Origin of the sequence: Nocardia brasiliensis, assembly GCF_042691675.1 — a bacterium.
In the GTDB taxonomy this organism is placed as follows: domain Bacteria; phylum Actinomycetota; class Actinomycetes; order Mycobacteriales; family Mycobacteriaceae; genus Nocardia; species Nocardia brasiliensis_D.
The window spans coordinates 3,379,450-3,406,161 of sequence record NZ_CP170507.1 but is presented as its reverse complement, the minus strand read 5'-3'; the positions used below and the strand labels follow the sequence as shown (position 1 = coordinate 3,406,161).

Annotated in this window: 26 protein-coding genes; 11 read left to right on the top strand and 15 right to left on the bottom strand. The window is 65.3% G+C overall.

The window, feature by feature from the left end:
* Positions 1–99: 99 nt before the first annotated feature.
* Positions 100–1,449: a DoxX family protein gene (locus ACFK0J_RS16005; protein WP_378742861.1), complete on the bottom strand. Its 1,350-nt coding sequence runs from the start codon at positions 1,447–1,449 to the stop codon at positions 100–102.
* A gap of 14 nt (positions 1,450–1,463) precedes the next feature.
* Positions 1,464–2,015 (bottom strand): M15 family metallopeptidase, encoded by a 552-nt coding sequence (locus tag ACFK0J_RS16000; RefSeq protein WP_378740951.1) that lies wholly within the window; start codon positions 2,013–2,015, stop codon positions 1,464–1,466.
* 146 nt (positions 2,016–2,161) lie between these two features.
* Between ACFK0J_RS16000 and vanR-Sc the strand changes: the two genes are divergently transcribed.
* From vanR-Sc to ACFK0J_RS15980, 4 genes are all read left to right on the top strand, one after another.
* Complete coding sequence (gene vanR-Sc, locus ACFK0J_RS15995; protein ID WP_378740949.1) at positions 2,162–2,845, top strand: VanSc-type vancomycin resistance response regulator transcription factor VanR; 684 nt, start codon at positions 2,162–2,164, stop codon at positions 2,843–2,845.
* Entirely contained in the window at positions 2,838–3,920 is a 1,083-nt protein-coding gene (locus ACFK0J_RS15990; protein ID WP_378740947.1) for a sensor histidine kinase, read from the top strand. Before vanR-Sc ends, ACFK0J_RS15990 begins: the two co-directional genes overlap by 8 nt.
* Before the next feature lie 84 nt (positions 3,921–4,004).
* Positions 4,005–4,622, top strand: coding sequence for a class I SAM-dependent methyltransferase (locus ACFK0J_RS15985; protein WP_378740945.1), 618 nt, complete (start codon positions 4,005–4,007; stop codon positions 4,620–4,622).
* 154 nt (positions 4,623–4,776) lie between these two features.
* Positions 4,777–5,082, top strand: coding sequence for a hypothetical protein (locus ACFK0J_RS15980; RefSeq protein ID WP_378740943.1), 306 nt, complete (start codon positions 4,777–4,779; stop codon positions 5,080–5,082).
* Between the two features lie 164 nt (positions 5,083–5,246).
* On the opposite strand, the gene ACFK0J_RS15975 is transcribed toward ACFK0J_RS15980, so the two are convergent.
* Together ACFK0J_RS15975 and ACFK0J_RS15970 are read right to left on the bottom strand one after the other, a co-directional pair.
* The gene (locus tag ACFK0J_RS15975; protein ID WP_378740940.1) at positions 5,247–5,654 is read right to left on the bottom strand and encodes a hypothetical protein; all 408 of its coding nucleotides are present in this window, start codon (positions 5,652–5,654) and stop codon (positions 5,247–5,249) included.
* A 170-nt stretch (positions 5,655–5,824) separates the two neighbouring features.
* Positions 5,825–7,000, bottom strand: a complete 1,176-nt coding sequence (locus tag ACFK0J_RS15970; RefSeq protein ID WP_378740938.1) for an FAD-dependent monooxygenase — start codon at positions 6,998–7,000, stop codon at positions 5,825–5,827.
* 322 nt (positions 7,001–7,322) lie between these two features.
* Between ACFK0J_RS15970 and ACFK0J_RS15965 the strand changes: the two genes are divergently transcribed.
* A complete protein-coding gene (locus ACFK0J_RS15965; protein ID WP_378740936.1) occupies positions 7,323–9,032 on the top strand; it encodes a M14 family zinc carboxypeptidase in 1,710 nt (569 codons plus the stop codon).
* Here ACFK0J_RS15965 and ACFK0J_RS15960 read toward each other — a convergent pair.
* The 8 genes from ACFK0J_RS15960 to ACFK0J_RS15925 form a co-directional block, all read right to left on the bottom strand.
* Complete coding sequence (locus ACFK0J_RS15960) at positions 9,010–9,213, bottom strand: hypothetical protein (protein WP_378740934.1); 204 nt, start codon at positions 9,211–9,213, stop codon at positions 9,010–9,012. The genes ACFK0J_RS15965 and ACFK0J_RS15960 overlap by 23 nt on opposite strands.
* Before the next feature lie 218 nt (positions 9,214–9,431).
* Positions 9,432–9,869 carry a DoxX family protein gene (locus tag ACFK0J_RS15955; RefSeq protein WP_378740932.1) on the bottom strand — a complete coding sequence of 146 codons (438 nt, stop codon included), beginning with the start codon at positions 9,867–9,869 and terminating at the stop codon, positions 9,432–9,434.
* Between the two features lie 420 nt (positions 9,870–10,289).
* Complete coding sequence (locus ACFK0J_RS15950; RefSeq protein WP_378740930.1) at positions 10,290–12,203, bottom strand: M61 family metallopeptidase; 1,914 nt, start codon at positions 12,201–12,203, stop codon at positions 10,290–10,292.
* A 576-nt stretch (positions 12,204–12,779) separates the two neighbouring features.
* A complete protein-coding gene (locus tag ACFK0J_RS15945) occupies positions 12,780–12,938 on the bottom strand; it encodes a hypothetical protein (protein ID WP_378740928.1) in 159 nt (52 codons plus the stop codon).
* 76 nt (positions 12,939–13,014) lie between these two features.
* Complete coding sequence (locus tag ACFK0J_RS15940) at positions 13,015–13,494, bottom strand: hypothetical protein (protein ID WP_378740926.1); 480 nt, start codon at positions 13,492–13,494, stop codon at positions 13,015–13,017.
* A gap of 61 nt (positions 13,495–13,555) precedes the next feature.
* Complete coding sequence (locus tag ACFK0J_RS15935; protein WP_378740924.1) at positions 13,556–14,140, bottom strand: dihydrofolate reductase family protein; 585 nt, start codon at positions 14,138–14,140, stop codon at positions 13,556–13,558.
* Positions 14,141–14,269: 129 nt separating this feature from the next.
* Positions 14,270–16,627, bottom strand: a complete 2,358-nt coding sequence (locus ACFK0J_RS15930) for a hypothetical protein (RefSeq protein ID WP_378740922.1) — start codon at positions 16,625–16,627, stop codon at positions 14,270–14,272.
* Positions 16,624–16,947: a hypothetical protein gene (locus tag ACFK0J_RS15925; protein WP_378740920.1), complete on the bottom strand. Its 324-nt coding sequence runs from the start codon at positions 16,945–16,947 to the stop codon at positions 16,624–16,626. The genes ACFK0J_RS15930 and ACFK0J_RS15925 overlap by 4 nt, the downstream gene beginning before the upstream one ends.
* Before the next feature lie 398 nt (positions 16,948–17,345).
* On the opposite strand from ACFK0J_RS15925, the gene ACFK0J_RS15920 reads away from it, so the two are divergent.
* Genes ACFK0J_RS15920 through ACFK0J_RS15910 form a run of 3 tightly spaced genes read left to right on the top strand, consistent with a single transcriptional unit; the run spans position 17,346 to position 20,325 of the window.
* Complete coding sequence (locus ACFK0J_RS15920; RefSeq protein ID WP_378740918.1) at positions 17,346–19,055, top strand: AMP-binding protein; 1,710 nt, start codon at positions 17,346–17,348, stop codon at positions 19,053–19,055.
* On the top strand, positions 19,052–19,966 hold the full coding sequence (locus tag ACFK0J_RS15915) for a GNAT family N-acetyltransferase (protein WP_378740916.1): 915 nt from the start codon (positions 19,052–19,054) through the stop codon (positions 19,964–19,966). The genes ACFK0J_RS15920 and ACFK0J_RS15915 overlap by 4 nt, the downstream gene beginning before the upstream one ends.
* Complete coding sequence (locus tag ACFK0J_RS15910; protein ID WP_378740914.1) at positions 19,963–20,325, top strand: hypothetical protein; 363 nt, start codon at positions 19,963–19,965, stop codon at positions 20,323–20,325. Before ACFK0J_RS15915 ends, ACFK0J_RS15910 begins: the two co-directional genes overlap by 4 nt.
* An 84-nt stretch (positions 20,326–20,409) precedes the next feature.
* Here the strand turns inward: ACFK0J_RS15910 and ACFK0J_RS15905 are convergent, their stop codons facing one another.
* Positions 20,410–21,525 carry a BTAD domain-containing putative transcriptional regulator gene (locus tag ACFK0J_RS15905; RefSeq protein WP_378740912.1) on the bottom strand — a complete coding sequence of 372 codons (1,116 nt, stop codon included), beginning with the start codon at positions 21,523–21,525 and terminating at the stop codon, positions 20,410–20,412.
* A gap of 150 nt (positions 21,526–21,675) precedes the next feature.
* Between ACFK0J_RS15905 and ACFK0J_RS15900 the strand changes: the two genes are divergently transcribed.
* Complete coding sequence (locus ACFK0J_RS15900) at positions 21,676–22,965, top strand: serine/threonine-protein kinase (protein WP_378740910.1); 1,290 nt, start codon at positions 21,676–21,678, stop codon at positions 22,963–22,965.
* On the opposite strand, the gene ACFK0J_RS15895 is transcribed toward ACFK0J_RS15900, so the two are convergent.
* Together ACFK0J_RS15895 and ACFK0J_RS15890 are read right to left on the bottom strand one after the other, a co-directional pair.
* On the bottom strand, positions 22,851–24,179 hold the full coding sequence (locus ACFK0J_RS15895) for an MFS transporter (RefSeq protein WP_378740908.1): 1,329 nt from the start codon (positions 24,177–24,179) through the stop codon (positions 22,851–22,853). The two genes, ACFK0J_RS15900 and ACFK0J_RS15895, sit on opposite strands and share 115 nt — an antisense overlap.
* 39 nt (positions 24,180–24,218) lie before the next feature.
* A complete protein-coding gene (locus tag ACFK0J_RS15890) occupies positions 24,219–25,157 on the bottom strand; it encodes an alpha/beta fold hydrolase (protein ID WP_378740906.1) in 939 nt (312 codons plus the stop codon).
* A gap of 94 nt (positions 25,158–25,251) precedes the next feature.
* Between ACFK0J_RS15890 and ACFK0J_RS15885 the strand changes: the two genes are divergently transcribed.
* Both ACFK0J_RS15885 and ACFK0J_RS15880 read left to right on the top strand, forming a co-directional pair.
* On the top strand, positions 25,252–26,235 hold the full coding sequence (locus tag ACFK0J_RS15885; RefSeq protein ID WP_378740904.1) for a helix-turn-helix transcriptional regulator: 984 nt from the start codon (positions 25,252–25,254) through the stop codon (positions 26,233–26,235).
* Between the two features lie 35 nt (positions 26,236–26,270).
* A complete protein-coding gene (locus ACFK0J_RS15880; protein ID WP_378740902.1) occupies positions 26,271–26,711 on the top strand; it encodes a pyridoxamine 5'-phosphate oxidase family protein in 441 nt (146 codons plus the stop codon).
* Position 26,712 lies beyond the last annotated feature (1 nt).

Here is a 26,712-nt window from a genome sequence, read left to right as displayed (position 1 = left end):
CCGCTGCCGAGAGATCGGGTTCGCGGCGAAGCTGTGCGGTGTCGGAAAAGGCACCTACGCGCCCCTGCTCATACTCGGGGAAACGATGTGGCGTGACCGCTAGCGGAAGTACGGATAGTCCTGCACCCAGTGGAATCCGCGACTGCGCAAGGTGAAGCTGTTCAGATCCACGCGTTCCAGGGTGATCACAACCGGGCGGTCATGCAGTTTCCCGCGTAGCAACAGAAAATCTGGGGTGGGTCGCTCACTAGACAGCGTCGCGAATGGTGGCTCGGAGTTCTCGCCGGTCGTGTCCGTCGCCGTGGTGAGCTCCAACTGTCCGTTGGCGCGGAAGTCGGCGCGCGCCGGTACCAGTTCACCGTTCATCCGTTGGTAGGTTGCTGCCGCCGGGTCGTCGAAAACAAGCCGCTGCCACCGATTTTCGTCGGTCGTCAGCGGCGGCACCGGCTGCCCGTCGAGGACGAAGTCCCGGACTTCCCAGATTCCGTACAACTCGGACTTGGGGCTGCTGGCACCGTACTGATCTTGCCAGACCACCCATCGGTCATAGCCGCTACTGATCGCGACCCAGATGCCGATGGCCACCGTGACCCACATCGCGATGCGGTTCTTCCGGTCGTCGGTGAACAGAGCCGGTTGGGTAAGTGGCTCGCACGTGCGTTGCAGCACCAGCACATCGACCAGTCGCCGCAGGTACGGGGCGAGCAGGACCAGGCTGAGTAGCAGCAGGTGCGCGGAGAGCAGCTTTTCCGGTATATCGAAGGTCATGTTGAGCAGCAGAATTTGAGCCGTGCTCGTCAAGCTCAATACGGCGCCCAGTACCGCGGTCCGGGACACGAACAGCAGCAGCCCGGCCACGACTTCCACCGCGCCGAGAGCCATCTCATATGGATAAGAGCTACCGACCTGCAACCACAGCACCGAGGCCGGGCTCAGCTCGCCGTACGGCTGCAACAACTGTGCCAGTGTGGGACCTGGCATCTGAGTGGGGATCAGCTTGGCGAACCCGAACCCCACCATCTGCCCGCCCAAACACAGCCGCAGGAACAGCGTGAACCACGCCAGCAGACGGGGATGGGAGCTACGACGGTCGAAGGCCGTCCACACCGCGGCGGCGACCACGGCGACAACCAGGATGCAGAACACCAGCACCCAGATGGCTGTCTGGTCGCCGGCTCCGGAGTCCTCGTGTACCACCGCGTCGACCCCGAAGACCATGCTGCCCACCCAACCGGTGATGGGATCCGTCAGGAACTGAACCTCCCACGGCCCGCCGCTTCTGCGGATCCAGCGGCCGAGCAAACCCAGTAGCGCGAAGGGGATCGTGGTGTGGAGCAGGCAATACAGGCCGAAATAGACGACGCAGCAGCGGAACGCGATCTGCGTCAGCGGATGCCACCCGGCCCGGGTGGGAACGCTTTCGGCGGCGACGGATCTGGGCTGGAACATGCCGAGCGTGCTGCTCACTGCTGCGTCCTCGGGTCCTGGGTGGGGTCGGCAAACGGCGGCGGGCAGCCGTAATCGGTGGCATCGGGCCGCAGTTCGTAGTGCCAGGGTTCGTTGCGGTAGATCTGGCACAACCCATAGTCGGCGCCGTGCGCGGACAGCCACGCCGCGGCCTCGGCGGGCCCGATGTCGACCGCCTCCCCCGACACGTGAGCAGACGTGTCGGGGCGGGCCACCCATCGGGCAGCTTCGGTTTCCGAGCCGTACTTCGAGACCGCCTCACGCAGAAGTTGTTTCTGATACTCCGGGGAACGCCAGCCACTATTGACGACGAACTCGACCCCCTCGTCCGCGGCATCCGTGGCAGCTCGGCGCAGGGCACCGAGCAAATCAGGGTCGAGGTTGGCCACGGACGGAGCTTCGTCATCGAAGACCGGCACGCCGTCAGGTGGACCATGGTGGTCGCCGTGCGGAATAGGGATAGACCATGCGCCGGAGGCGGATAGGGAGGCGAGCGACTGGTAAACGAGGACACCGATCAGCGGCGCGCTGACGACCACGAGGGCCACGAGGGCGGTCGATCGGATCCGGTGAGTCGCTGTTCGTGCTGGTTTGTGGTGGTTCATGCCTTCAGTGAAGGCAGCGTGGTGTTGCCGGCACGTATGCGATTTTCGATACGCCGACGATATCCCCCGGCTGGGAGAATCGAGAGTCTATGCGCGTGTTGATCGTCGAGGACGAACCCTATCTGGCAGCAGCGATCCGCGATGGCCTGCGCCTGGACGCGATCGCCGCCGACATCGCCGGTGACGGCGACACCGCTCTGGAGCTATTGAGCATCAACGCCTACGACATCGCCGTCCTCGACCGCGACATCCCAGGTCCCTCCGGCGACGAGATCGCCGAACACATCGTCGCCTCCGGCAGTGGCATGCCGATCCTGATGCTCACCGCCGCCGACCGGCTCGACGACAAGGCCTCCGGATTCGAACTCGGTGCCGACGACTACCTCACCAAACCCTTCGCACTCCGAGAACTCGTGCTCAGACTCAGAGCACTCGACCGCAGACGCGCCCACAACAGACCACCCGTGCGCGAAATCGCGGGCCTGCGGCTGAATCCGTTCCGTCGCGAGGTCTACCGCGACGGCCGCTACGTCGCGCTCACCCGGAAACAGTTCGCCGTGCTCGACGTTCTCGTCGCTGCCGAAGGCGGTGTCGTCAGCGCCGAAGAACTCTTGGAACGAGCATGGGATGAGAACGCCGACCCGTTCACCAACGCCGTCCGCATCACCGTCTCAGCTTTGCGCAAACGCCTAGGCGAACCCTGGATCATCGCCACGGTGCCCGGCGTCGGCTACCGGATCGACACAGGATGCGAGAGAGGCGAGCGTGGATAGGGCACCTGGGTTGAGCGTTCGCCTCAAACTCACCCTCAGCTACGCCGGATTCCTCATGCTCGCAGGCGCCTTACTGCTTGCGGTCGTATGGGTATTCCTCCTGCGCTACGTGCCCGAGGGTGCTCGCGGGGCACCGGGTAGCGGACCCAACCGCAACGAACTTGTCAGCGCCTTCGGCCCGAAAGCGGCCTGGGCGCTGGCTTTCCTGCTGGTGTTCGGCCTCGCGGGCGGATGGATTCTCGCCGGACGGATGCTGGCCCCGCTGACCCGCATCACGAACGCCACCCGGATGGCCGCGAACGGGTCGCTCTCCCACCGAATCCTGTTGGAGGGCCGCACCGACGAGTTCCGCGAACTCGCCGACGCCTTCGACACCATGCTCGCACGACTGGAAGCACACAATGCCGAACAGCAGAGATTCGCCGCCAATGCCTCCCACGAACTGCGCACCCCACTGGCGATCACGCAGACACTTCTCGACGTGGCCCGCAACGATCCGAACCGCGACACCGGCGAACTGCTCGCCCTCCTGCACACCGTCAATACCCGAGCGATCAACCTCACCGAAGCATTGCTTCTGCTCAGCCGCGCCGACCAGCGGTCCTTCACCCGAGAACATGTCGACTTGTCGCTCACCGCGGAAGAAGCTACTGAAACGCTGCTCCCCCTCGCCGAAAAACGCGGCCTCACCATCGAGACCTCCGGCGACATGGCACCCACCATCGGCTCACGCACGCTCCTGCAGCAGATGACAACCAACCTCGTGCACAACGCGATCGTCCACAATCTGCCCGACCACGGCACCGTGTGGGTGACGACCAGCGTGCACCCCAGGACCGTGGTGCTCACTGTCGAGAACACCGGCGAGAAGCTCACCCCCCAATTGGTTTCCACGCTTGTCGAGCCGTTTCGGCGCGGCACCGAACGCATCCGCGGCGATCATGCGGGTGTCGGCCTCGGCCTGGCCATCGTCAAGAGCATCGTCCACGCGCACGACGGAACCCTCACCCTCACCCCCCGCCCCGCCGGTGGGCTCCGCGTCACGGTGCAACTAACGGCCGGGTGTTTTCGTTGACGATCACCCGCGCAGCGGCACAGGCGGACGGTCGGCCTGCTCGAAGTGCCGCGCCGGACCCCGGGCGCACCGTAACTTCGGGACATGCTGTCGAATTCGCGCAAACCTGATGTCGATGTCCCCGTGCAGCGTTGGCAGGACATACCCGGCTGGTTCACATGGCGAGATGCTCAGGAAGAAGCGGTCGCTCATTTTCCTGGGGGCAGTACTTTCGTCGAAGTCGGTAACTATCTCGGCCGCAGTCTGTGCTCCCTGGCCGAAGTTGTCGCCGACAGCGGTAAGCCCCTCACCGTCGTGGGAGTCGACACTTGTCGCGGTAGTGGACCCGAGGGAGTGCGCGGCATCAACGCTCACGGCACCGCGGTTGCCGCCGGTGGCGGCACGTTCGCCGGATTGCTCCATCGCAATCTCATCGCCTGCGGGTTCGCCGACCAGGTTTTGATCGTGGTCGGCGATTCGCAGTCCACCGCCGCCCTGTTCGCCGATGCCTCGTGCGCGTGGGTGCACATCGATGCCCGTCACGACTACGACAGCGTGGCGGCGGACATCACCGCTTGGCGGCCGAAAGTGATGCCCGGCGGCTGGCTTTCCGGCGACGATTACATTCCATCGGCATGGCCGGGTGTCGTCGCCGCGGTAGACGAACTACTCCCGCAGGCGCAGCCATGGTCGACTATCCAATGGCGATGGGTGAACAGTTGAATCTCTCACTCGGCGCCCGCCTCCCATCCGTTCGTACGTTCGCACCGAATGACTGGCGTTGTGCCGAGCGGATTTGATCGGAATCCCCTCCCGCGCGGTGGTTCTCGGGGGATTCTCTGAACCGATTGGAGCGCGTGTGCGAAAGATCCCTCTTGTGGTCGCTATCGCGGCCGCGCTGAGTATGGCCGGGACTGTGCTCGCTGGCCCCGCTTCCGCAGCTGACGAAACGTTGGTCAAGTGTGCCAAGGAAGCCAGCTACGCCGAGTTCGCAGATTGTGTGAAGAACGAAGCAGAAGCCGACGACAAGGCGGCCGAGTCCGACGCAGAAGCCAAGGACAAGGCCGCAAAGGAAGAGGCCGCCGAACAGGAGGCCGCCAAGAGTCCCGAACAGAAAGAATGTGAGCAGCGTGGCAGCACCTGGTTCGGCGGCAGCTGCATTGCCCCCGACTCCGGTCTCTGACAGCCCATCCACGGTGTGGCGCAGCCGAGCCCGGTCCGTCAATGTCGGATCGGGCTCGACTCGTACGAGGGGGAGTCGTCACCGCTACGGGATTCGTTTCGCCGTCGAGGACAACACTGGCGCTGGGCACCGTGATCGGGGGCACAGCGGACCCACCGGCGACGTTATCGACCGGGGTCGTACTCGTAGGCGTTCGACGGCAGCCCCGGCCGAGTCGGGTTCTGGGTGATGTGCGCGTCGATCGCGAAGCCGATCTGCCCCAATGTCAGCGGCATCATGCAGTCCCGTGCGGGATGGGTGTACAGCTCCCGCGCTGGCGTGGGATCGGCGAAGCCGGTGACCGACTTGTTGTAGGGCCCCAAGATCGGCCCGCCGGACAAATTCAGCCCGACGCAATCGACTTCGAGAATGTAGGTGCCGTCACCACCGCAGTGCGCCGCCGCACCGGTCGGCGAGCGATTCAGCGTGCAGTCCCGCGGTTCTGCCGCTGCCGGCCCGGCCGCGACCAGCGGCATCGTGGCCGCACCTGCGACCAACAGCGCCGCACCGATCACATTTCGCGTCATACCCATCGCCAGCTCCTTCGGTTCCCGTTGTCGACCAAGCTATTTCGGACGTCCTGTCGTTCGTAGCGCGACGCACCGGCGTGCTCTCCTTCGCCCACAGCATTCAACCACCGCCGTGGAGCGGATCGAAAGGCTCTGGGGCCGAAGTCGATTCGGCCCCGCACGGTACCCGGTGGTCAGGCCGCGACCCCGGAGTCCGGCACCCCGGCGTAGTCGGGCAGCTCGATGCCGTTGAGCGCGCGCTCGATCAGCTCGCGGTCCCATTCGACGTCGCCCTCCGGCGCGGGAAGGGTGAGGCTGCGCGCGTGCAACCGGCCGATCTCCTGGTTGGCCTCGACGAACGGTCGCATCCGCCGCTCGTAGGCGGCGAACGCCACTTCGGGGTCCCACTCGGCGGCGGCCAGCTCTCCGGCCAGCAGGTAGGCGCCGATCAGGGCGAGCCCGGTGCCCTGCCCGGACATCGGCGACGAGCTGAACGCCGCGTCCCCGAGCAGCCCGACTCGTCCGTTCGACCAGCGGTCCATCACCACTTGGGCGACCTGGTCGAGGTAGAAGTCCGGGGTGTCGTCCAGGTGCGCGAGGATGCGCGGGGTCAACCAGCCCAGACCGGCCATCCGCTCGCGCAGCAGGCGCTTCTGGGCCGCGACGTCGCGGTAGTCGACGTCGAAATCCTCTGAGGGGAAGGAGAATATGGCCATCGCCCGGGTGGCGTCCTGGATCGGCCGCAGGGCGGCGGAGCGCCCGGAGTCCTGGTAGTCGATCAGCCAGCTGTCCAGCCCGAACTCGTTGGGCACACTGTAGAAGGCCAGCACGAGCCCCAGATGGCGGATAAACCGCTCGCGCGGCCCGAAGACCATCGTGCGCAGCGCCGAGTGCAGCCCATCCGCCCCGATCACCAGGTCGAAGCGCCGCCGGTCACCGCTAGCGAAGACCACGTCGACCCCGTTCGCGTCCTGGCTGAGCTCGGCGATCCGGTCGCCGAAGACGTACTCGACATCGTCGCGGGTGTCGTCGTAGAGCACCCGGGACAGGTCCCCGCGCAGGATCTCGATCTCCGCGATGAACCCGTCGCCGCCGTCGTCATCTGCGCGATAGGTCGCCAGCACGTTCCCGTCCGCGTCCACCGTGTGTGCGCCAGCGGTCTCGGTGCGCGCCGCGCGCACCGCCGCGTCCAGCCCCATGCGCCGGATGACCTCCTTGGTCACCCCGCGCGCGTCCACCGCCTGCCCGCCGGGACGCAGCTCCAGTGCCCGCTCGACCACGGTCACCTCGGCCCCTCGCCGGTGCAGCCAGTGGGCCAGCGCGGGCCCCGCGATGCTCGCCCCCGCCACCAACACCCTGGTACCGCTCACTGCGCCTCCCACTCACCCGTCCGGATCGTTTGCTCTTGCTCTGACCCACCGCTTGTCGGTGTATCCAGAGGTATCGACGTCGGATCCCCACAGAATTCATCGGTGCAGCCGAGATCGTGCCCACGCTCACGCGAACACCCTGAACTCGCTGCCGGTTCGGCGCCGAGGTGGGTCACAGCTGATCCGGAGCAGGTGGGCGAACGTTCAGGCTCTGACACACCTTTCGTGATCAGCTGGGACCGCTGGGCGAACCGGAGCATTGGCGCGGCACGAACTCACCGGACAGAGTGAGCGTTACCGCCACACGAGTCCAGGGGGAACGATGACTACTCCAGAACCGCGCATCCAGCGCTACTTCGTCCAGGTTTCCGCGGCCAGCCCAGACGCCATGCGCGTGCTGTCCGGGCGCGGGCTCGACCTTTTCCGGGCGACCGTGGCCGCCACCGAGGACGCGGTGACCATCGGCGGGTACCTGTCCGCCGAGGAGATCGCCGGTCTTGCCGAGGACGGCTACACCGTCACGGTCCACCCAGTGACCGAGCCACCGCCGCTGGAAATCGCCCCGCCGATGGACTGGACGGCATTCACGGAAGACAGTGCGACGCTTGCCGTCCCGTCCGGTTACCTGACCTCCGTGGAAATCGACGGGTGGATCTCCAGCATGGCGCGGCTCGGCCCGTCCTTCTGCACGATCGTGCAGTTGCCGCTGACCTCGGTGGAGGGGCGGCCGATCCGCGCGCTGCGCATCCGCGCCGGCGACCGGGTCGACCGGGAGGGGGTGCTGCTCCTCGGCGGCGCGCACGCCCGCGAGCTCATCAATCCCGACCTGCTGTGCCACTGGATGTACAAGCTGACTTACGCCTACCGGTCCGGAACCGATCTCTCCTTCGGGCCGGTCACCTACAGCAACAGCACCGTGGGGCTACTGCTGGAGTCATTGGACATTTTCATCATTCCGCTGGTCAACCCGGATGGGCGCGAATTCGTGATGTCCAGCGACCGCATGTGGCGCAAGAATCGCTCGTACAACCCCGGCTCCGACTGCCGGGGCGTCGACGTGAACCGCAACTACGACTTCCTGTTCGACAGCGGGATCGGCACCACCGCATTCCCCTGTGACTATCAGACCTACCGCGGGCCGCACGCGTTCTCCGAACCGGAGACCCAGAACATCCGCTGGCTGCTCGACGTCTTCCCGCACATCACCGGGCTGGTCGACGTGCACTCCTTCAGCGAGATCATCGCCTACCCATGGGGCGACGACGACAACCAAACCACCGACCCCGGAATGAACTTCCGGGTACCCAACCCCGACCGGGGAACCCCGGGCGACAACCTGTACCGCGAATACATACCCGCCGCGGACCTGGACTGGTACATACGCACCGCCGGCCTGATGCGCGAGGCCATCGCCAAGGTGCGAGGCCGTGTCTACACCGTCCAGCAGAGCGTCTCTCCCCCACTGCTCTACCCCGTCTCGGCGACGGTCGACGACTACGCCTTCTCCCGCAACTTCGTCGACCCTGCCAAACGCAAGGTGCGGGCCATCACCATCGAGACCTCCAGGAAGGTGCCGCCGGGCGAGGAACTCACAGGTTTCCAGCCGCCGTACGACGAAGCCCATGAGGTGATGGTCGAGAACGGCCCGGCGCTGATCGAGTTCTGCCTCAACGTCTTGTGTCCTGGCCGCGGCGCTGCCACGATGCGCACCGCTCTCGGCCGCCACCTGCCCGAAACCGGTGCGGCTCGCGAAGCCCACGACCAGCTCATGGACCTGGCTCCCCGAATCCTGGCAGCGCTGGCAGCTGAGCCGGACATGCGCGCCCGGGCCGCCAAGGCCCTGGCACGTCTCGCCGACCAGCCGACGCACGACTACGACCCCGTCCTGGACGAGAAGTCGATCGCCGAACTCACGCCGGTCGCGAACTTCCTCGCCCAGGCCGTGCCTGAAGCACAACCACCGCTGACCGCCCTGATCACCCTGGCGGAACAAACCGTCGGCCGCCCGCTCAGCCGAGCCCTCGAGAGCTAGTGCGGCCGATTTTGTTGCGGGTGAGTTCGTCGGCGCGATCGACCTCGGCCACATCGATCCCTTTGGTTTCGCGGGCGCAAAGCACGGCGATCACCGTGACGGTGGCGGCTGCGGCCAGGTAGATCGCGATCGGTACCGAAGAGCCGTACATGTCGAGCAGTCGGACGGGGCTGTGCTGCACACTATGGCCGCCGGATGATCGGCCTCAATGTGAACAACCGCCACTGACCTGGCCTCATCCGTGTGGGAAGGCCACGGTCTCCGGTTGCCTCGGGCCGCAGCGCCGCGGACCGGATGGCCGCTGGATCGATCGCCGCCAACCCGACGGCGATCGATCCGAGAACGCACGACCGGCGATCGGTGGTGGGCCACCGATCGCCGGTCGTGCTTATGTGTTTGTCATCGCGAGAGCGAGTTTCGCAGATCGGTGATGGTGGCGCGGCGCTCGTAAGCGATCCAGGCGAAGATCGCGGCGAGCACCAGCGGGAAGATCCCCATCACGGGCTTGTCGGCGATGAAAGCCTGCGTCCCGGCGGCGAGCACGGTGAGAACGGACAGGCCCGCGGCGGCCAGGGCACTGAGCCGCGGCACCATCAGTCCGATACCGCCAGCGACCTCCACAACTCCGATGAAGATGAGCAGTCCGAGGGGGATGGTCAGATTCTCGGGGGCGTTGTCCATCAGGGCGTTCGGCATCACGAGCTTCGGCCCGCCGGAGGCGATGATGAAGAACAAGCCGAGGAAGATCTGCAGGCTCCACAGGATGCGGTTGCGGACCTTGCCGGGACGGTAGGTGACGTTGTTGGCGAAGCTGGCGGAGGGGTTTGCGGTGGTCATTTCCGGTCCTTCTCGTCGGTCGCGCCGGGTTGGTAGCGCGTTCAACAGATAGGACGGAGCACCGTCCGAGAACTCATCGCTGTCCGCGAAAATTCTTCGGAACCGCTGCTAGACCACCGGTTTGGTCGTACCGGCACGCAGACATACCGAATTCGGCACGAGCGCGCGGTCGCCGAGCCCGGCAGCAAGCCGTACTACCCGTGGCAGCCTGCTACCGGGTTGACGCAAGACACCCGCACTACTGTGGCTACTGCCGAGTTCGAGGCCTCCCTCGGCCGGGGCGGCGGCCGGGAAACAGCCAGCGGGGGTTCCGGTTCGTCGCGGCACGCATGTTCGTGCACTGGTCGATCAGTTCGAGGGCCAGGCACCTTGCTGGACCAACTGCGCGCCCGCGACGTCCCGCTGCTAGACCGTGCGGCGCTAGTTCCGCGCGGCCAGGATCTGGGTGAGGTAGTCCGGGGTGCCGTCGATGCGTTGCAGATGCGGGTAACGGAGGCCGTCGTGATAGTCCAGTTCAACGGTCCGTGTCTGATCGAAGTCTTTCACCTGCAATCGGATCGGTGCGGGGTCTGTCTTGGCCGCCTCGATCGCGGCTTCCATCGTGGCTTGGGAATAGGGGGCGTCGTTGACCGAAACCACCGTCATCCCGGAGCCGACTTTTGCCTTGAATGCGGGTCCGTCCCATCGCACGTCGGTGACCTTGCCTTCACCGGACACGTTGAGGCCGATCGAGTAGGTGTAGTTGACGGCGCCCTCAGCCTTTTTCATCTGAGCCGTGAGGAAGGCACCTGGGTTGTTGTCGTAGACCAACTTCCACCCCGTCTTCTCGACACTTGTGGCGAACGGTTCTTTTCCGTCGAGGCGATCGCGCAGGTACTTCGCCCAATCGTCGGAGACCACGCCATTCAGCGTCGAGACGACGTCGTTGAAGTCGTAGGTGTTCTGTGACATCCACTTACCATCGTCGACACCGAAGAACGCGCGAGCGAAATCATCGAGTGACTTCGTGTTCCCCGACAGTTCGCGGATACGCGCGTCCACCCCCAGCCACACCAGTTGCCCGCCCTGGTAGTAATCCTCGCTGAGCTGCCACGACCGATACGGCTTCGTGCGCCGCTGAGCGATGATGGGATCGTTGGTGGTGTCCTGCAGATTGCGCCAGGTGAGTCCTGGCCGGTTGTCGGTGTATGCGGCGACTACCGAAGCCAACGCATCACGCGAGACTTCCGCAGGTCGCAAGCCGGACCGGCCGGTGAGCACGTTGCCCCAATACTGCGTCTGTCCCTCGTAGACCCACAACAAGCTGTCTTGCATCGGGACGTTGTAGTTGGGTGTCCACAGGTCTGCCGGACGTCGAAACTTGCCGTTCCAGGAATGGGTGAACTCGTGCCCGAGCAGATCGGCGCTGCCAACCGCGGGGTCCCACCCGGTGAAATAGTCCGTGGGTTGGCCGTTCTCGCTGGATCGTTGGTGTTCCAATCCGTTGGAGCTGAGCTGGTTCGACAACGACAGCAGGAAGTCGTAGTGGTCATAGTGTTGTGAGTCGTACAGTTTCACAGCCTGTTGCACGAGAGCCTTGTGCAGCTCGATGTGCTCGGGCTTAGCTTCAAGTTGCTCCGGTGCGTCTGCGAATGCTTGCAGCCGCACAGGGGTTTTCGCGCCAGGAGCCAGGTCGAACTCCCTGTGATAACGCCCCGCGTACACGGGCGAGTCGACGAGGATGTCCAACGGAACAGGCTTGTAATTCACGGTGTCGCCGTCCTTGCCAGCGACCTCCAGGGCGGTTCCGGCCTCGAATCCTGGCGGGTAGGTAACGCTCGCGATGAAGGGAATTTCGCTGACGGGAGCACCAGCTGGATAGAGGACCACGGCATTCCACTGCAAATTCAGCATATTCGGCGTCATCACCACGCGCCCTTGAGTGGAATCGGTGGGGGTGAAGTACTGGAAGCTCGCGTCAATTGAGTCCACGCCGTCGGGCACAGTAACCTTGAACGCATACACGTTCAGCGGATCACGCTTCCACTCCAGCTTGTCCTTGGCGCTGGTGAAGGTGATGCCCGCGATCTTGTCGATCGGACCGGACGGAGAGTGGTTGCCGGGCAGCCACTGCGGAAAAAGTAAATCTACCTCGCCCGACTGGACGGGGATCGTCTGTTTCACCTGAATCACGCGCTGCGGCAGATTGGTCACGTCGACCGCCACCGAGATCGCTTTCTGGTTCACCGGAGCTTCATCAGGCTCGCTGCGCAAGCCGAAGTAAAGCGAGCCTGCCAGGAGAAGGAGAACGACGACGCCAACAGCGCCAATAATACGAATCTTAGACAACGACACTCCCCGAGTCACACGGACGATCTTGTCGACACTATGAAATAGACGCAATGCCCGCCTCGGCGGCTGGTGCTCATCGGCCAAGGATAGGACCTACCGATTGCCGTCATAAACAATGCAGCTCATAGCGGCAACAAGTTCGCGTACGGTGCGGTCGCCGCGACCGCCTGCCCCATCCCCTCCTCCGGCGTCAACGCTTCGAATAGCTTGTTCGGGTCGGCGAGCGTCCCTTGGTTGCTGAACTAATGGTCGATACTACGAGGGTTGGTATCGCAGTGTGCGAGGAGCGAGTGTGGGCTGCGTCACCTATCGCGCGGTGTGGTCGCCGACTGGTCGAATGTCGGGCGGATATGGCGTAGCCCGCTGGTAGGCACTGGATTTGGTGCTCGAAGGCAGTGCTCGTCAGGACGGCCGGTTGCGCAGCGCGCTGAGGCGCACTATCGGATCTTCGCGAGACCGGCTGGCGGCCAACGACTACGGTGCGGCCGAGCAACCAGAACGCTGCAGGAGCGATGTTCGTCGGGTTCGGACGTAGGGTGAGGGCTCGTGGAGTCAGACAGCAAACTCGAGGACTTACGGTCAGCGCTCTCGTGCGTTTTCGAGAAGCTCGGTGCCGAAAGCCTCACCGAGCCCGACCGGGTCGAGTTGGTGGCGCGCGCCGAGGTGGTTCAGGACCAGATCGACGCGATCCAGGAAGTCGTCCGCGACGAGGAGCGCGTCCATATGCGGACTACGCATGTGCCGGAGTCTTCAGGTGATCGGTTGTTCTGAGCTTCACCGAGGACGGCAAGTGTGGAGGAAGGAGGAGTAAAAGTCAGGACACCGTCGTGGTCGTAGGCGGCACCGCGGTGCCGATCGTCACGGTCTCCGACACAGACTCGACCATCTCACCGTAGATCGTCATATAGGCCGTGAGCGTGTGGTTTCCCGAGTTGGTCGGCGTCCATCCGACTTGTCCCCAGTGGGAATCGCCAGGAGAACAAGTCGGGTTGGTAAACGATGCCCAATACTCTCCATCGATCAGGAGACCGATGCGTTGGGACGGTGGGTAGCCAACGCAATCGCCCGTAATGGTAATGGTGGTCACCTGCCCCACCACATTAGGTCCGGTGACCGTCATCTTGACGTGGTACGTGGACCCGACAGGCACCGCTGTCGCTGGGGCAGCGCCCGCCGAGCCGACGACGCCGCCGACGGATCCGGCGACCATTACAGCGACCGCAATCATCAGAAATTGCTTGAAGGCCTTCATGATTCCCCCTGAACGCGTGATGCCGAAAATGGTGACACTCATATTCAGAGGGTGTCCAGCAACCCGTCCCCAGTTGATGAGACCGACCAATATTAGAGCCCCGTCAGCGCCTGGTCTCGTACCTGGTCAGGACCACGCCGCCGGGAAACGCCCGGGTCTCCACCAGGGACAGGTTCACCCAGTTGTCGAGCGCCGCAAAGAACGGCGTGCCGCCACCTACCAGGACCGGATGGGTCACGATCGCGTACTCGTCGATCAGCCCGGCCCGCATGGCCACCGCGGCGAGTGTGGCGCCGCCGATATCCATGGGGCCGCCGTCCTCGGCCACGAGCCGGGTGATCTCGGTGGCCGCGTCGCCGGTGACCAGGCGGGTGTTCCAGTCGACCGTGCTGGTCGTCGAGGAGAACACCACTTTCCGCATGTCCCGCCAGCGGCGGGCGTACTCGATCTCCGCCGGGGTGGCACCCGGCTGCTGGTCGGCGGTCGGCCAGTGGGAACTCATCGTCTCCCACAGCTTGCGCCCATACAGCGCCAGGCCCGTCGCCGCCACCCGGTCGGACCACCACTGGAACAGCTCGTCGCTCGGCGACGAGTCCGGTCCCTCACCCCCACTCCAGCCGAGGTCGTCGCCGGGCGCGGCGATGTAGCCATCCAGGGTCACATTCATGCCGAACGTCAGTCTCCGCACCGTGTCAGCCTCCCGTGAGTCGATACTCGATGTACAGACGGGCACGGCCCGCAAAAATCATCGGTCAGGCCACACCGAGGGCCGATTCACCCCCTCCGCCGAGTTCGAGGTCGATCTGCTGCGAGGCCGTCATCGACGGAATTGATTCGCCCCGGATCGGTAGCCTTCCCGAGCCGCTTCCGTGTCGGTACCGTCCGCAAAATTGCCGATCTCATTCAGCATTCTGCCCAGGGCATGCAGCTGGCCTGAGCTCTGCCGGCTTTCGCTCATTATCTGAGACAGCGGTCGCAGCCTATCGTTTTCGAAGAAGCTTTGATAGGCTGCATTATTCCTTATATGCGGAGGTATTTCTCCGTGCACAACTTCAACCGCTTTGAGTGCATTATAGTTTCGCCCCGCCTCATTGTAGCCGAGCGGCAAGGCCTCTACGGCCGGCGCCGGGGCGCCTCCCATATACGACTCTTTGAAGCTTACGGAGTCGAGCAAAGTATTGAGATGCTTCGCGCCCGGGATCTCCGAAATGAGACCTTTTCCTATTGCGGATACCGCATTGAATGCGCGCTGTTTACGTTCGTAATTTTCTTTCGCGTGGCCGGCATTGTCGTTGTTCTGATCCTGCAGCGCCATGGTCCCGCCCCGGTCGAGCAGCCCTTCGATGCGACTCGCATTGGCGAGATACTGGTCCGCATTCGAGCGTTGCGGGTTCGCCGCATAATTTGCTTCATTGGCCACCATTTCCCTGATGGCGCCTTGTGCGAAGATATCGCCCGCTACTTGATCGGTCGACATCAACGCAACAATATTTGCCGCGCCATCGTAGTTCACCCTGCCGTCCGGACTGTGCTTGATCCACGCCGTGTTATCGGCTGGATTGTTGAAACCTGGCTTGTAGTCCTCCCCGCCGTCTATTCCAGCGAGGTCGCCGGCGTAAGGACTCATTCCTCGGGCAACCTCCTGAAGGAGAACCGGGTTGAGCTGTCCGACCGAGGCCCCATTGGTGCCCGGAACATTCTTCATGTAATTCCATGCATCATCGGAACTCGTTGCCTGAGCAACGGCTTGCATGATGTTGCCCGTTCGTTGTGCCGTCGCCCGGTCGAGGTCGTTACCCCGGTCTTCGACTGTGGCGTCCTCGGGAGCGAACTGAAACATCCGCGATGCGGCCTTGCCGTCATCGGTCCAGTTGTGCACCAGCACGTCTTTCACGAGATCCTGTCCCGTATTCGGATCGGCTACCGCATCGCGCACCGCGATTTTGTCGTCGCCGACCGCGTGGAATATAGACTCCGTAATGTTCTTGTCCTGGGACATCCGACCGTCGACGTAGGTGGCGGCATCGCCGGCCCGATGTGGGCTCTGCTCGAACTGGACTTGCGCATTCAGATATTTCCTGCCTACCTCCAGCAGTCCCCGGTCCAGATCGCTACCGGCCTTGTACTGGCTGTCGGCGGCGCCGACGATACCGGCTATCGCCTGGTTGTCGCGCACACCGTTCAATCTGAGTTGGTCGTGCGGCGGGCTGGACGCTCGACCCCCACCACCGGTGCCGGGGAGTGTTTCGATCTTCGCCAGATCGCCACGCGTCAACGACTCTCTGATCTTGTTCGGCAGCAAGCCCAAACCCCCTTGCGTCGGCACCTCCGGATCACCCGCGACGGACACGGTGACGCGCTTGTTCGAGATGATCTGCATCGAGTTCGCGATCGCCGTCCGTGCTTCTGGCGGCAGCCTGTCCATGATGGATTTGATTTCTTGCGGGTTCTTGCCATCGAGCGCGCGTGCGAGCTGGTTGAGGTATTCCATCTGAGACGCGGGAATGGTTGCCAGCACGTTCGGGTCGCCGAGCTGAAGGGCCCGTAGTTGCTCGGGAGTGAGCCGGCCGGCTTCGATGAGCCGGCGCAGCTGTTCGGGATTCAGTTTGGACGGATCGGTTGCGAGAAGCGCGGCGTCCTGTTTGCCTTGTTCGGCACCGAGGGCACCGACCGCCGTGAACACGGCCCGTAATTCGGTCTGTGCTGTGCGCAATGCCTCCGCGACCGCCTTGTCGGCAGCTTCCGCCGCTGCGGCCTCGGTCCGGATCCGATGCTGCCACTGCGCGGCGGCAGTTACCCGTTCGGGCGTCGCGTTCGCGCCAGCGGAGACAACCAAGTCATCGGACACGCCGAAGCAAGCGCGGACTGCGCCGCTGAGCTCGGTCCGCGCCTTCTGCAACGGCACATTGACGTCGTGGAACCCCTGCTTGGCGCGGTTCGCGACGCGCTCGAGCGCGTCCACGATCTCGATCGCGGTTTTCTTGTCTGCGTCGGCTCTGCGCTGGGCCGCATCGGCCGCCGCACCTTGCCAGTGGAGTCCGTTCACTTTGCCGACCGACTCCGCGTACCGGGTGAACAACTTTTCCACCTCAGCACCCAGGCGTAGCCAACCCTCGCCGATGTCGGTGAGACCCGAGGGATCCCAAGTCTCGATCTGCCTGCGGGAGATCGTCATTCCCGTGCGCTCCATTCACCGGTCGCGGCGGTGTAGGCGGCAGCGACGATTTCCGCGTTGGCTCCATCCATGGTCGCGAAGTGCTTGGCGGCGTTGGCCATGATCTCGCCGGTCTCGCCGAGCCGTTCCTTGACCGCAGGCATGAGACTGCGATTCACCAGGCGAAAGTCGATCTCACGAGCAACCACGACGGACTCCATATCGCCGGGTGCGCACCGGGCAACGAACTGCCCGGAGGACAGCCCAGCCGCCTCTGCCGCCAGGCCTTGCAACACCCCGCTCAAGGTGGTGAGCACATCCAAATCGACCTTGACAGACATCGAGATCTCCTCCCCGATCCGATCTATTCATCAGAATGGCCACCCGGTCACGACCGCCTTGTGTCCTGACCCGCACGGCGCAGTTCTCATTCGCCGACATCACCGGTTCCCGGTCTGCTCTGGCGAATCACCTGCCCCGTAGCCGATCCGGCCTCCTGAAATACCCCACGAGCACTCGACCATACGCCAAACGGTCACGGCCCGAGGCTGTTTCGACCCATCAGCGAAAAGGAGCGCTGTTCGCGCAAGCTTCTGCACGTCCACGAGCCCCCGCCCGCCACTCACCACGGGCCGCAGCCACCCATCCCGAGAACCCGCTAATCGTCTCCGAAGATTCCACTAAGTGTCGGGTTCTACCGTTGTCTCGTCCATTCGGAATCGACCGAAAAGGGTGGGAAATGACAAGTGCCGACACGGATTACGCTCCGCACCGGCGTGCGCGAACCACGAGTTTCGGCGGCGCGTTCGGGCGACCGTTAGTGGACAACGAGGTGCACGAAACGGTGGTCGACGCTATCGCGCGGAACGCGGGCGACGCCACCGTGACCGTACTCGACGAGGACAATCTTGGGACCGCCGTCTCCTGGGCTACCGTGCATCAGCGGGCTCGCCGGTTGGCAACCGTGTTGAGCGCAAACGGGATCGGTCCGAACCGACGGGTGGGTTTACTCGGTGACACGAGCACCGAGCTCCTCTCGGCGCTGCAGGCGGTGTGGCTGTGCGGGGCGGCGGTCACGATGCTGCCTGCCTTCACTCCCGGCTCCCCCGATGAGCACGCCCGAAACGTCGCCGCGATAGCTGCCGACGCTCGGCTCGACCTCGTCATCGTGGACCCGCCGACCGCACCGGCCGCGCAATTCGGGCTAGCGCGGGCGATGGCGCTCGCCGATCTTGTCACCGCGGCCCAGACCGTCGATCCGAGCGAACCGCGCCGCACCGACCCGGACAGCCTGGCGGTGCTGCAATACACCAGCGGATCCACCTGTGCGCCCCGCGGCGTCCCCGTGTCGCACGCACATTTGGCCGCCAACATCGCGGCGATCAGCGCGGCTGTCGAGTATGACGGCGGTCAGCGCGACCGCGTGCTGAGCTGGCTGCCGCTCTATCACGACTTGGGGTTGATCTGCTTCCTGACGCTGCCGATGTCGTGTGGTGGCGAACTCGTGCTGCAATCTCCGATGGCGTTCGCGCGGCGCCCGGCGTCCTGGCTGGAGGCGATCTCGAAGTACCGGATCACGGCATCGGGCGCGCCGAACTTCGCCTATGAGTTGATGACTCGCGTCCTCGCACGCGGCTCGCAGCTCGATCTGAGCTCGCTTCGACTGCTCATCAGCGGCGGCGAACCGGTGAATGCGGACACTATGGCGCGCTTCACCGCCGCTGCGCGGCGATGCGGTATGGACCCGTCGGTGGTCGTGCCCGCCTACGGCCTCGCCGAGGCCACCGTCGCCGTGACCATCGCGCCACTCGGTGCCGGGGTCGTCGTGGACAGCGTCGATTCGCGCGTCTTGGAATCGACCGGGCGTGCGATACCGGCAGCTCCGGGCGCTCGTGTCCGGCAACTGGTACAGCTCGGTCCCGCGGTTCGCGACACCTCGATACGAATCGTCGACCAGCGTACGGGCGAGCCGCTCGGCGAACGGACCGTCGGCCACATCGAGGTCCGCGGTCCCTCTGTTGTCGGCCGCGGCTGGCTGCGCACGGGCGACATCGGCTACCTGACCGACGATCGACAGTTGGTCGTGTGCGGGCGGGCGAAGGACATGCTGATCGCCTGCGGCCGCAACATCTTTCCCCAAGACATCGAAGCGGCGGCGGCTCGTGCTCCAGGAATGCGTCCCGGTCGGGTCGCTGCGTTCGGCATACCTGGCGACCTCGGCGACAACCTCGTGATCGCTGTCGAGGCGAACGGCGACGACACAGCCGAGCTTCGCCGCGGAATTTCCGCCGCGGTTCTCGACGGAGTGGGTTTGCGTCCGCATGCCGTCATTGTTCTGCCGCCCGGCGGGCTGCCGCGGACCTCGTCGGGGAAGTTGCGACGCGCCGAGGCTCGCCACCGCTATGCGGCGGAAGCACTGACCGGTACCCGGGAAAGGACATTCCAGTGACAACGATCGACCGCATCAACCTCCGCACGGCCGCGTCGGCAGCGAACCGAGAAAAGCTACGCGCCGAGCTGGCGGACCTGTTGCACCACGACCTGGCAACCCTTCCGGATACCGCGCGGCTGGTCGAGGACCTCGGTATGGACAGCCTCGCCATGATGACCCTGGCCGCGTGGCTGAGCTCGCACGGCGTCCGCACGCAGACCGATCAGGCGCGCCGCGGCACCGTTGGCGACGTCCTGTCGCTCGCGGAAACCGTTGCGGGCAAATCAGTTCAACTCACCATCCGGGCTACGGACGGGTCGTCGCCAGGCCCGCATCTGGTGCCGGAACTGCCACCGTCGCGACCCGATGCGCTCGCTCCTGTCCTGCAGAGCTCGGTGTTTCGGCTCGATGCCCTGCAACCGGTCGACGCCGAGTACCTCTATGCACTCGCGGTTCGTCCGGAGAACTGCTTCCGCTGGCGATACCGCGGGGTACCGCCAGCACCCGAACGCTTCGTAGAAGAACTGTGGACGCAGGTGGTGACGCAGTACGTCGTGCGGCGCATCGACGACAACCAGCCCGCCGGGCACGTCGTCGCCTACAACGCCGACCGCGACGTCGGTCACGCCTACGTCGGCGCCGTGTTCGAGCCGACGTACGCCGGCACCGGACTGGCTGCCGAGGTGATCACCCTGTTCGTCCGATACCTGTTCCGTACCTTCCCCTTTCGCAAACTGTATCTGGAGGTCCCCGGATTCAACTGGCCGCAAATGAGCAGCGGCGAGGGACGGTACTTCCAGGTCGAGGGTCGACTGCGCGACCACGTCTACTACGCCGGGCGCTACTGGGACCAATACCTCTGCGCGATCTACGCAGATCAGTCGTCCGAGGAACCGACCTCGGATCGTAATGAAGGGAAACCGTCATGAAGTCAACTGTTCGCCGCGGGATGCTCGTCGGCGCATCGAGCCTCGGTGTCGCCGCCGTAGCGCTCGCACCGTCTGCCGCGCATGCCCAGCCCTTGGCACCGGTAGCGCCGGAACCATTGGCCGCGGCAAAGTTCGTGGCCGCCCAGGACCGAACTCCGCTGCCCCCGTGCGTCGACGTACGGCACTCGACCGACTGGCGCCAGAACAAGCTCGACGTCAAGAACAATTGCAACTACGGGGTCAATTGGTTCGTCGACAAGGAAGGACCCAACCTGGATTGCCGCCACACCCCGGCAGGCGGCCGAGACCGCGTCACCTGGGGTATTCAAGACGCATACCACGGCACGTACAAGTGCTGAGCGAGTGCGCGAGCGGGCGGATCCCGGTGCTTGCACCGGGATTCGCCTTACCCACGAGGCAATCGGCGTTCGCCTACCGACCGGCTACTCATCGGCGAGGACTTCGACTCGCATTGCCGTCGAACCGATTCGGATCGTATCGCCGTCGGCGAGCAGGGTGGCGGCCACGATTTGTGTTCCGTTGACATAAGTTCCGTTCGCCGAGCCGAGATCGACGAGCAGCATCCCGGTTTCGCGAACGACAAGCCTCGCGTGATGCCGGCTGACGCGCGCGTCGTCGAGAACCAGATCGTTGTCCGGTAGCCGGCCGATCCGAACCCCATTGTTGATCTCAACAGTCCGCCCATCCGACAACCGCAGCGCCGCACGCGGTGCGGGTTGCGTTGTCTCCATGGTGGTTTTGCCGCGCGGTACCTCGATCGGCAGCAGCGGCTGCTGGTGTCGGACCTGCTGCTCGAGGGCAAGGGTGACCGGATCGGGATCGAGCCCCTCCAGGTCCGCCAAATTCGTCCGTAGCCGCCTGCACGCGTCAAGTGCCTCGGCTTGCCTTCCGGCAAGGTACAGGGCGGTGACCAGCCTGCGCCACACGGCCTCGTTGACCGGATGGTCGGCTGCCAGTGCGGTCATTCCACCGACCGTCTCGGCCGCCCGCCCCAGGGCGATCTCGGCGTCGACGCGGCTCAGCACCGTGTTCAGGCGACGGTCGGCCAGATCGGCCGCGAAGTTGTCGGCGAATCCGAGGCCACGCAGGTCGGCGAGCGGGTCGCCGCTCCACTGCGCCAGTGCCGTATCGAAGTGCACGAGCGCGCCCGCGTGATCGCCGGCCGCGGCCGCCGCGGTGGCGGCTGCCCGCTTCGATTCGAACCGCGCTGCGTCGCAACAGTTGTCGGAGATGTCGAGCTGGTAGCCGGGTGCGATGGTCCGAAGGATCGCGGCTGCGTCGGCCCCAGCCGTCCGCAGGGCTTTGCGGATGTCGGCGATGAACACATGCAGCGTCGGGACGAAGCGGCCGGGCGGACGGCCGTCCCAGATACCGTTGGCCAGCGTATGAGATGACACCACCCGGCGCCGATTGACGGCGAGCATCGCCAGCACCGCCCGAGTCTTGGTGCCACCGATATTCAGTGCGGAGCCATTGACCATCAGCTGTACGGGTCCTAGCAAGCGCACATCCACCGACGGCACACTCTCGTCGGGCATCTGCCAAGGATACCGCTGGCTGTCTTGACGTTTCAGCAGCAGGACGGGAGGGGAGGGCGGCAGCCACGATGTCACGAGGTTGTTCGGCATAGGCACCAGAGCACAGCGGGTATCCTGGAACCCGTTCTCGCACAGGAGAGGGGGTGCAGAATGGGCGCCCCGTCATTGCTACGGGGCAGCGTTTTCGCCGACCACTTGATCGTGGAACGTCTCGGCTCCGGGGGTATGGGCACGGTGTACCTGGCACAGCACCCGCGCCTACCCCGGTCGGTGGCGTTGAAGGTGTTGGATCCCGAGTTGGGTGCCGATCGTCGTTTCCGGGTCAGGTTCGAGCGGGAAGCCGAAGTGGTTGCGCAGCTCGATCATCCGAATATCGTCGGCATCCACGACCGCGGCATCGAAAGCGGGCTGCTGTGGATCTCCATGCATTATGTCCCCGGTGGTGACCTCGCCCGCCTGATCCGCCGGCATCGGCGCGGACTGGACCCGCACCGCGCGGTGCACATCGTGACCGAAGTCGCCAAGGGCCTCGACCACGCGCACCGGCGTGGCATCGTGCACCGGGATGTGAAGCCCGCCAACATCTTTCTCGGCAGCGAAGGCCGGGTCCTGATCGGGGATTTCGGTATCGCCCGCACCACCGACGCGGACGCCACCGAGACCGTCGGCCCGCCCATGCTCACCCGGGCCTACGCCGCACCGGAACAGTGGGCGGGCGGCGTAACGGACCCGCGTACGGACGTCTACGCCCTCGGTGTCACGTTGTACGAACTGCTCACTGGACGGCTCCCGGGCACCGGCGTCCCCCAATCGCTCCCACCGCGCCTAGCGGCCGTCATCGCCAAGGCTTCCGCCGCCGACCCGGCCGACCGCTACCAGACCTGCGGCGACCTGGCTGCCGCCGCGACCGCCGCGCTGTCGACGAACCATCGTCGCCACATCGCATCGGCGTTGGGCACGACCGCGATCGTGGCGGCGGCGTTCACAGTCTGGGACCTCCCGCGCCCCGGCCTCGTTGACGGCGACCCGTGGCCCGCACCGGCCATGGTGGAGATACCCGGCCCACCGTTCCCACTGCAATGCCCCACGCCCTACTTGAAGTCCGACCGCGGCCCCAAAGGACTGTGCACCGCGGTAGATGCCGCCAAGAACGAGGCGACCTTCTACTTCTATTACCCGCACACCAACGAACGGGAATACCGGGAAGGACCCTTCTCGATCGAGAGCCTGAGCGAACCCGTCAAAAAGCAAAAGGACGGCACCACCTATCTGAGCGGTCCTACCGTGAAATCGTCGTTCGTAGGCGCGGTCAACGTCGGCCACCGCTACGACGCCGACCGTGAACACGGCGCCTTCGCCCGTGACACATTCGGCGGCCTGCTCCCATTCCTGTCCGCCTTCGAATCGCTACCGGTATGCCGCACCATCGCGGACTGCTGACCCGCACTGCGGGGCAGTGGTCGCTCCGAAGCGGATGCTTTCGGGTGGGGACGGTGCTGTCGGGCGATGAAGATCGCGGTGGTGACGGCGAGTACTTCGATGAGGGTGGCGGTCCAGCCGACCCCGGCGGCGCCGGCGTGCTCGAGCGCGAGGGAGCCGAGCAGACTTCCGAGGGAGATGCCGACATAGATGGCGCTTGCGTTGAGCGAGAGTACGATTCCGGCGGCGTTGGGGGCGAGTTCGACGAGACGGTGTTGCTGCGCGGGGGAAAAGGACCAGCCGAAGATGCCCCAGACCGCGAGCGCGACGGCAGCGATCGCGGCGCCTGCGCCGCCGTGCGAACCTGATGCGGCGAGTGCGCCGAAGGTCGCAAGTGCGAGGGTCAATCCCCCGGTGCTGACCACGACCAGCCGGGTCGTGGGATAGCGGTCGGCGGCTCGGCCGCCGAGCGCGTTGCCCACCACGGCGGCGAGGCCGAAAATCAGTAGCCAAATGCTAAGTGCCGCATCATGTATGCCGCCCACCGTGTCGAGGATGGGGCTGAGGAAGGTCAGCACGGTGAACGCTCCGGCGATCCACAGCGTGGTGAGCCCGAGCGCGGCCGGTACGCCGCGGGCGCGGGCCACCGCGAGGCGTGAATCTATTCCGGCGGTCGGCGGTGCCTGCACGGGTGGCATCAGCAGGGCGAGCCCGGCTGCGGCCCCCACGCCGAGCACGGCGATGATTCCGAACGTGGTCCGCCACCCGAAGGCGTCGCCGATCAGGGTGCCCAGCGGGACCCCGACTGCGGTAGCGACTGTGATGCCACTGGCGACGGTCGCCAGCGCCCGGCCGCGCCGCTCCTCGGGAACCAGTGCCGTGGCCGTCGCCGCGGCGATCGGGGTGAACGCCGCGGCGGCCAGCGCGGACGAGACCCGAGCCGCGAGTATCACCGGGTACGAATCGGCAAGGCTGGTAACGACGTTCGCCACCGCGAACAACGAAAGGCTGAGGATCAGGACGAGCCGAGGTGGCAGCCGGGCGGTCAGGATGCCGAGCAGCGGGGCGCAAACGGCGTAGGCGAGGGCGAACACGGTAATCAGCTGACCGGCGGCGCTGTCGGTTACCGCCAAGTCGCGGCCGATCTGCGGGAGTAGCCCGGCGATGACGTAACCGTCGATACCCAGGGCGAACATGCCGAGCGCCAGCAACAACAGCCGGGCGTGGGTGGACACGATGCGAAAGTCTCCGAAGGGGAAGGTGAGGAGCTGATGTCAGGTGGTCTTCAAGAACAAGTCGATCAGCGCGAGGAGCGTGTCGGGGGCGTCCTCTTGCGGGAAATGACCGGCGCCGGGGAGCTCGATGACCGGCGCGTCCGGGAAGGCGGCTTGGAACGCGGGGATGACGTAACGGGGCAGCAGCGCGGTGTCGCACATCCCTTCAACCAGCATCGCGGGTATAGCCCGAAGCGCCGCGACTGCGATCGGGTCCGCTGCCACGGATGCCGGTGCATCCGGGTCGGGGGCGACGAGTTGCTGTGGGAACCGGATCACTCCGAGACATTCACCGCGGCTGGTGAAGTGGCCGGAATACGCTCGTATCCAGGTCGGCGTGATGACCTCTGGGCGCGTGATGCCTTGCAACGCGAGCATCAGGTGCGCGACGGTGTTTCCGGCGTTGCCGAGCACCTCTTCCAGACTGCCCTCGGCGTGCGCGGCGCGGGCCCACCGGAACCACGCGCTGTCGGCCAAGTTGGCCGCCATCAACTCGTCGTAGCCCGAAAGGCCGAGCGGGAGCACGGTATTGGTCGCCACGATCCGCGCGATCCGCTCGGGGTGCCGCAGTGCGAACCCGACACCGATCGGGCCGCCCCAGTCATGCAGCACCAGCGTGATCTGGTCCAAGTCCAGCACGTCCACCAAAAGCGTCTCCAGATTGCGGATGTGCTCGTCGGCCAGATAGCTGCGATCGGCGGGCGTGGCGCTCTTGCCGAACCCCATGTGATCGGGCACCACCACCCGGTACGTGCGCGATAACGGTCCGATCAGGTGCCGCCACAGGTAGCCCCACGTCGGCTCACCATGCACCAGCACGACCGCGTGCCCGCGGTCGCGTGGACCCTCGTCGACGTAGTGCTGCCGGAAACCGGCGGCCTCGATGTATCGGGCCGGGTATGGCCAAGTGCCACCAAAAGTCTCGTCACCAGGAATCATCGTTGTCCTTCTTCCCTTCGAGTTGATCGCTCGAAGGGAACCTAGGCGCAGTTTCCTGACATCTGCTGTCAGTGGAGTGCGGCAGACTTGCGGCATGCGCGCAAGCCGACTGGTTTCCATCCTGTTGCTGCTGCAAAGCCGCGGGCGGATGACCGCGCGGGAACTCGCGGACACCCTCGAAGTGTCGGTCCGCACGGTGTACCGCGACATGGAATCACTCAGCGCCGCCGGTATCCCGCTCTACGGTGAGCCGGGGCACGACGGCGGCTACCAGCTCCTCGACGGCTACCGCACCCGGCTGACCGGGTTGACCACCGGCGAAGCGGAGTCGCTGTTCCTGGCCGGGCTGCCCACCGCGGCCGCCGATCTCGGCCTCGGGGCTGTGGTGACCGCCGCCCAGCTGAAACTCATGGCAGCGTTGCCCCCCGAACTGCGCGATCGTGCCGGGCGGATCTCCGAACGGTTTCACCTCGACGCCCCGTCGTGGTACCGCAACGGCGACCGAACAGCCCACCTGACGGCCGTCGCGGACGCGGTGTGGAACCAGCACACCGTGCGGATGCGTTACGAGCGCTGGGCCGAACCCCGAGAAGTGACCAGGACCGTGCAGCCGTACGGCCTGGTCCTCAAGGCGGGGCACTGGTACCTCGTCGCCCGCAGCGCCGACCAGATGCGCACCTACCGGGTCTCCCGCATCCTCGACCTCGAGGTCGACGCGGAAAGATTCGACCGCGCACCGGAATTCGACCTCGTCCGTCACTGGCAGGACTACCTGGAACACTTCGATGCCCGCCGATACCGCGGCCAGGCGACCCTCCGGCTCTCCCCCAACGCCTTCGCTCGCCTGTCACAGCTGCTCGAACCGGCCCTGGTCAGCGCCGCCCGGCTGACCGCGAGCGAACCTGGTCCCGACGGCTGGACCCAGGTCACCATCCCCATCGAATCCCCCGAGCACACCCTGCCCGAACTTCTCAAACTGGGCGCCGAAGCCGAAATCCTCGGCCCCGCAGAACTTCGCGAACGCATCACCAACACCGTGGCGGCCATGGCGCGCCGCTATTGCGTCTGGATAACCTGACAAGAGCTGTCGCAGGGCGCTGGCATCCTGTTCCCATGGCGACATGGCAGCAGTTCGCAAGCGAGGCACCCGAATTGGCCGCACAGGTGAGGTCCCGGTTCGAGGCCCACAAGACACATGTGCTGGCCACCCTGCGCCGGGATGGCGCCCCGCGAGTGAGTGGATCGGAGGTGGAGTTCATCGGGCCAGACCTGATGTTCGGTTCCATGCCTGCCGCCGTGAAGGCAGCCGACCTGCGGCGTGACGGGCGGTGCGCTATCCACGCCCACCCCGGCGACGGTGACGCCAAGGTCATGGGCGTCGCAGTCGAGATCACCGGACCGGCGAAGGCGGCCTTCGGATCGCCACCGGGTGTCCACGACTTCCGGCTCGACCTCACCGATGCGGTGCTCACCTCCGTCGACGCGGCCGCGGAGTTGCTCGTTATCCAGCACTGGCGTCCCGGTAGCGGTGTGACGGTCACCCGGAGACGCTGAT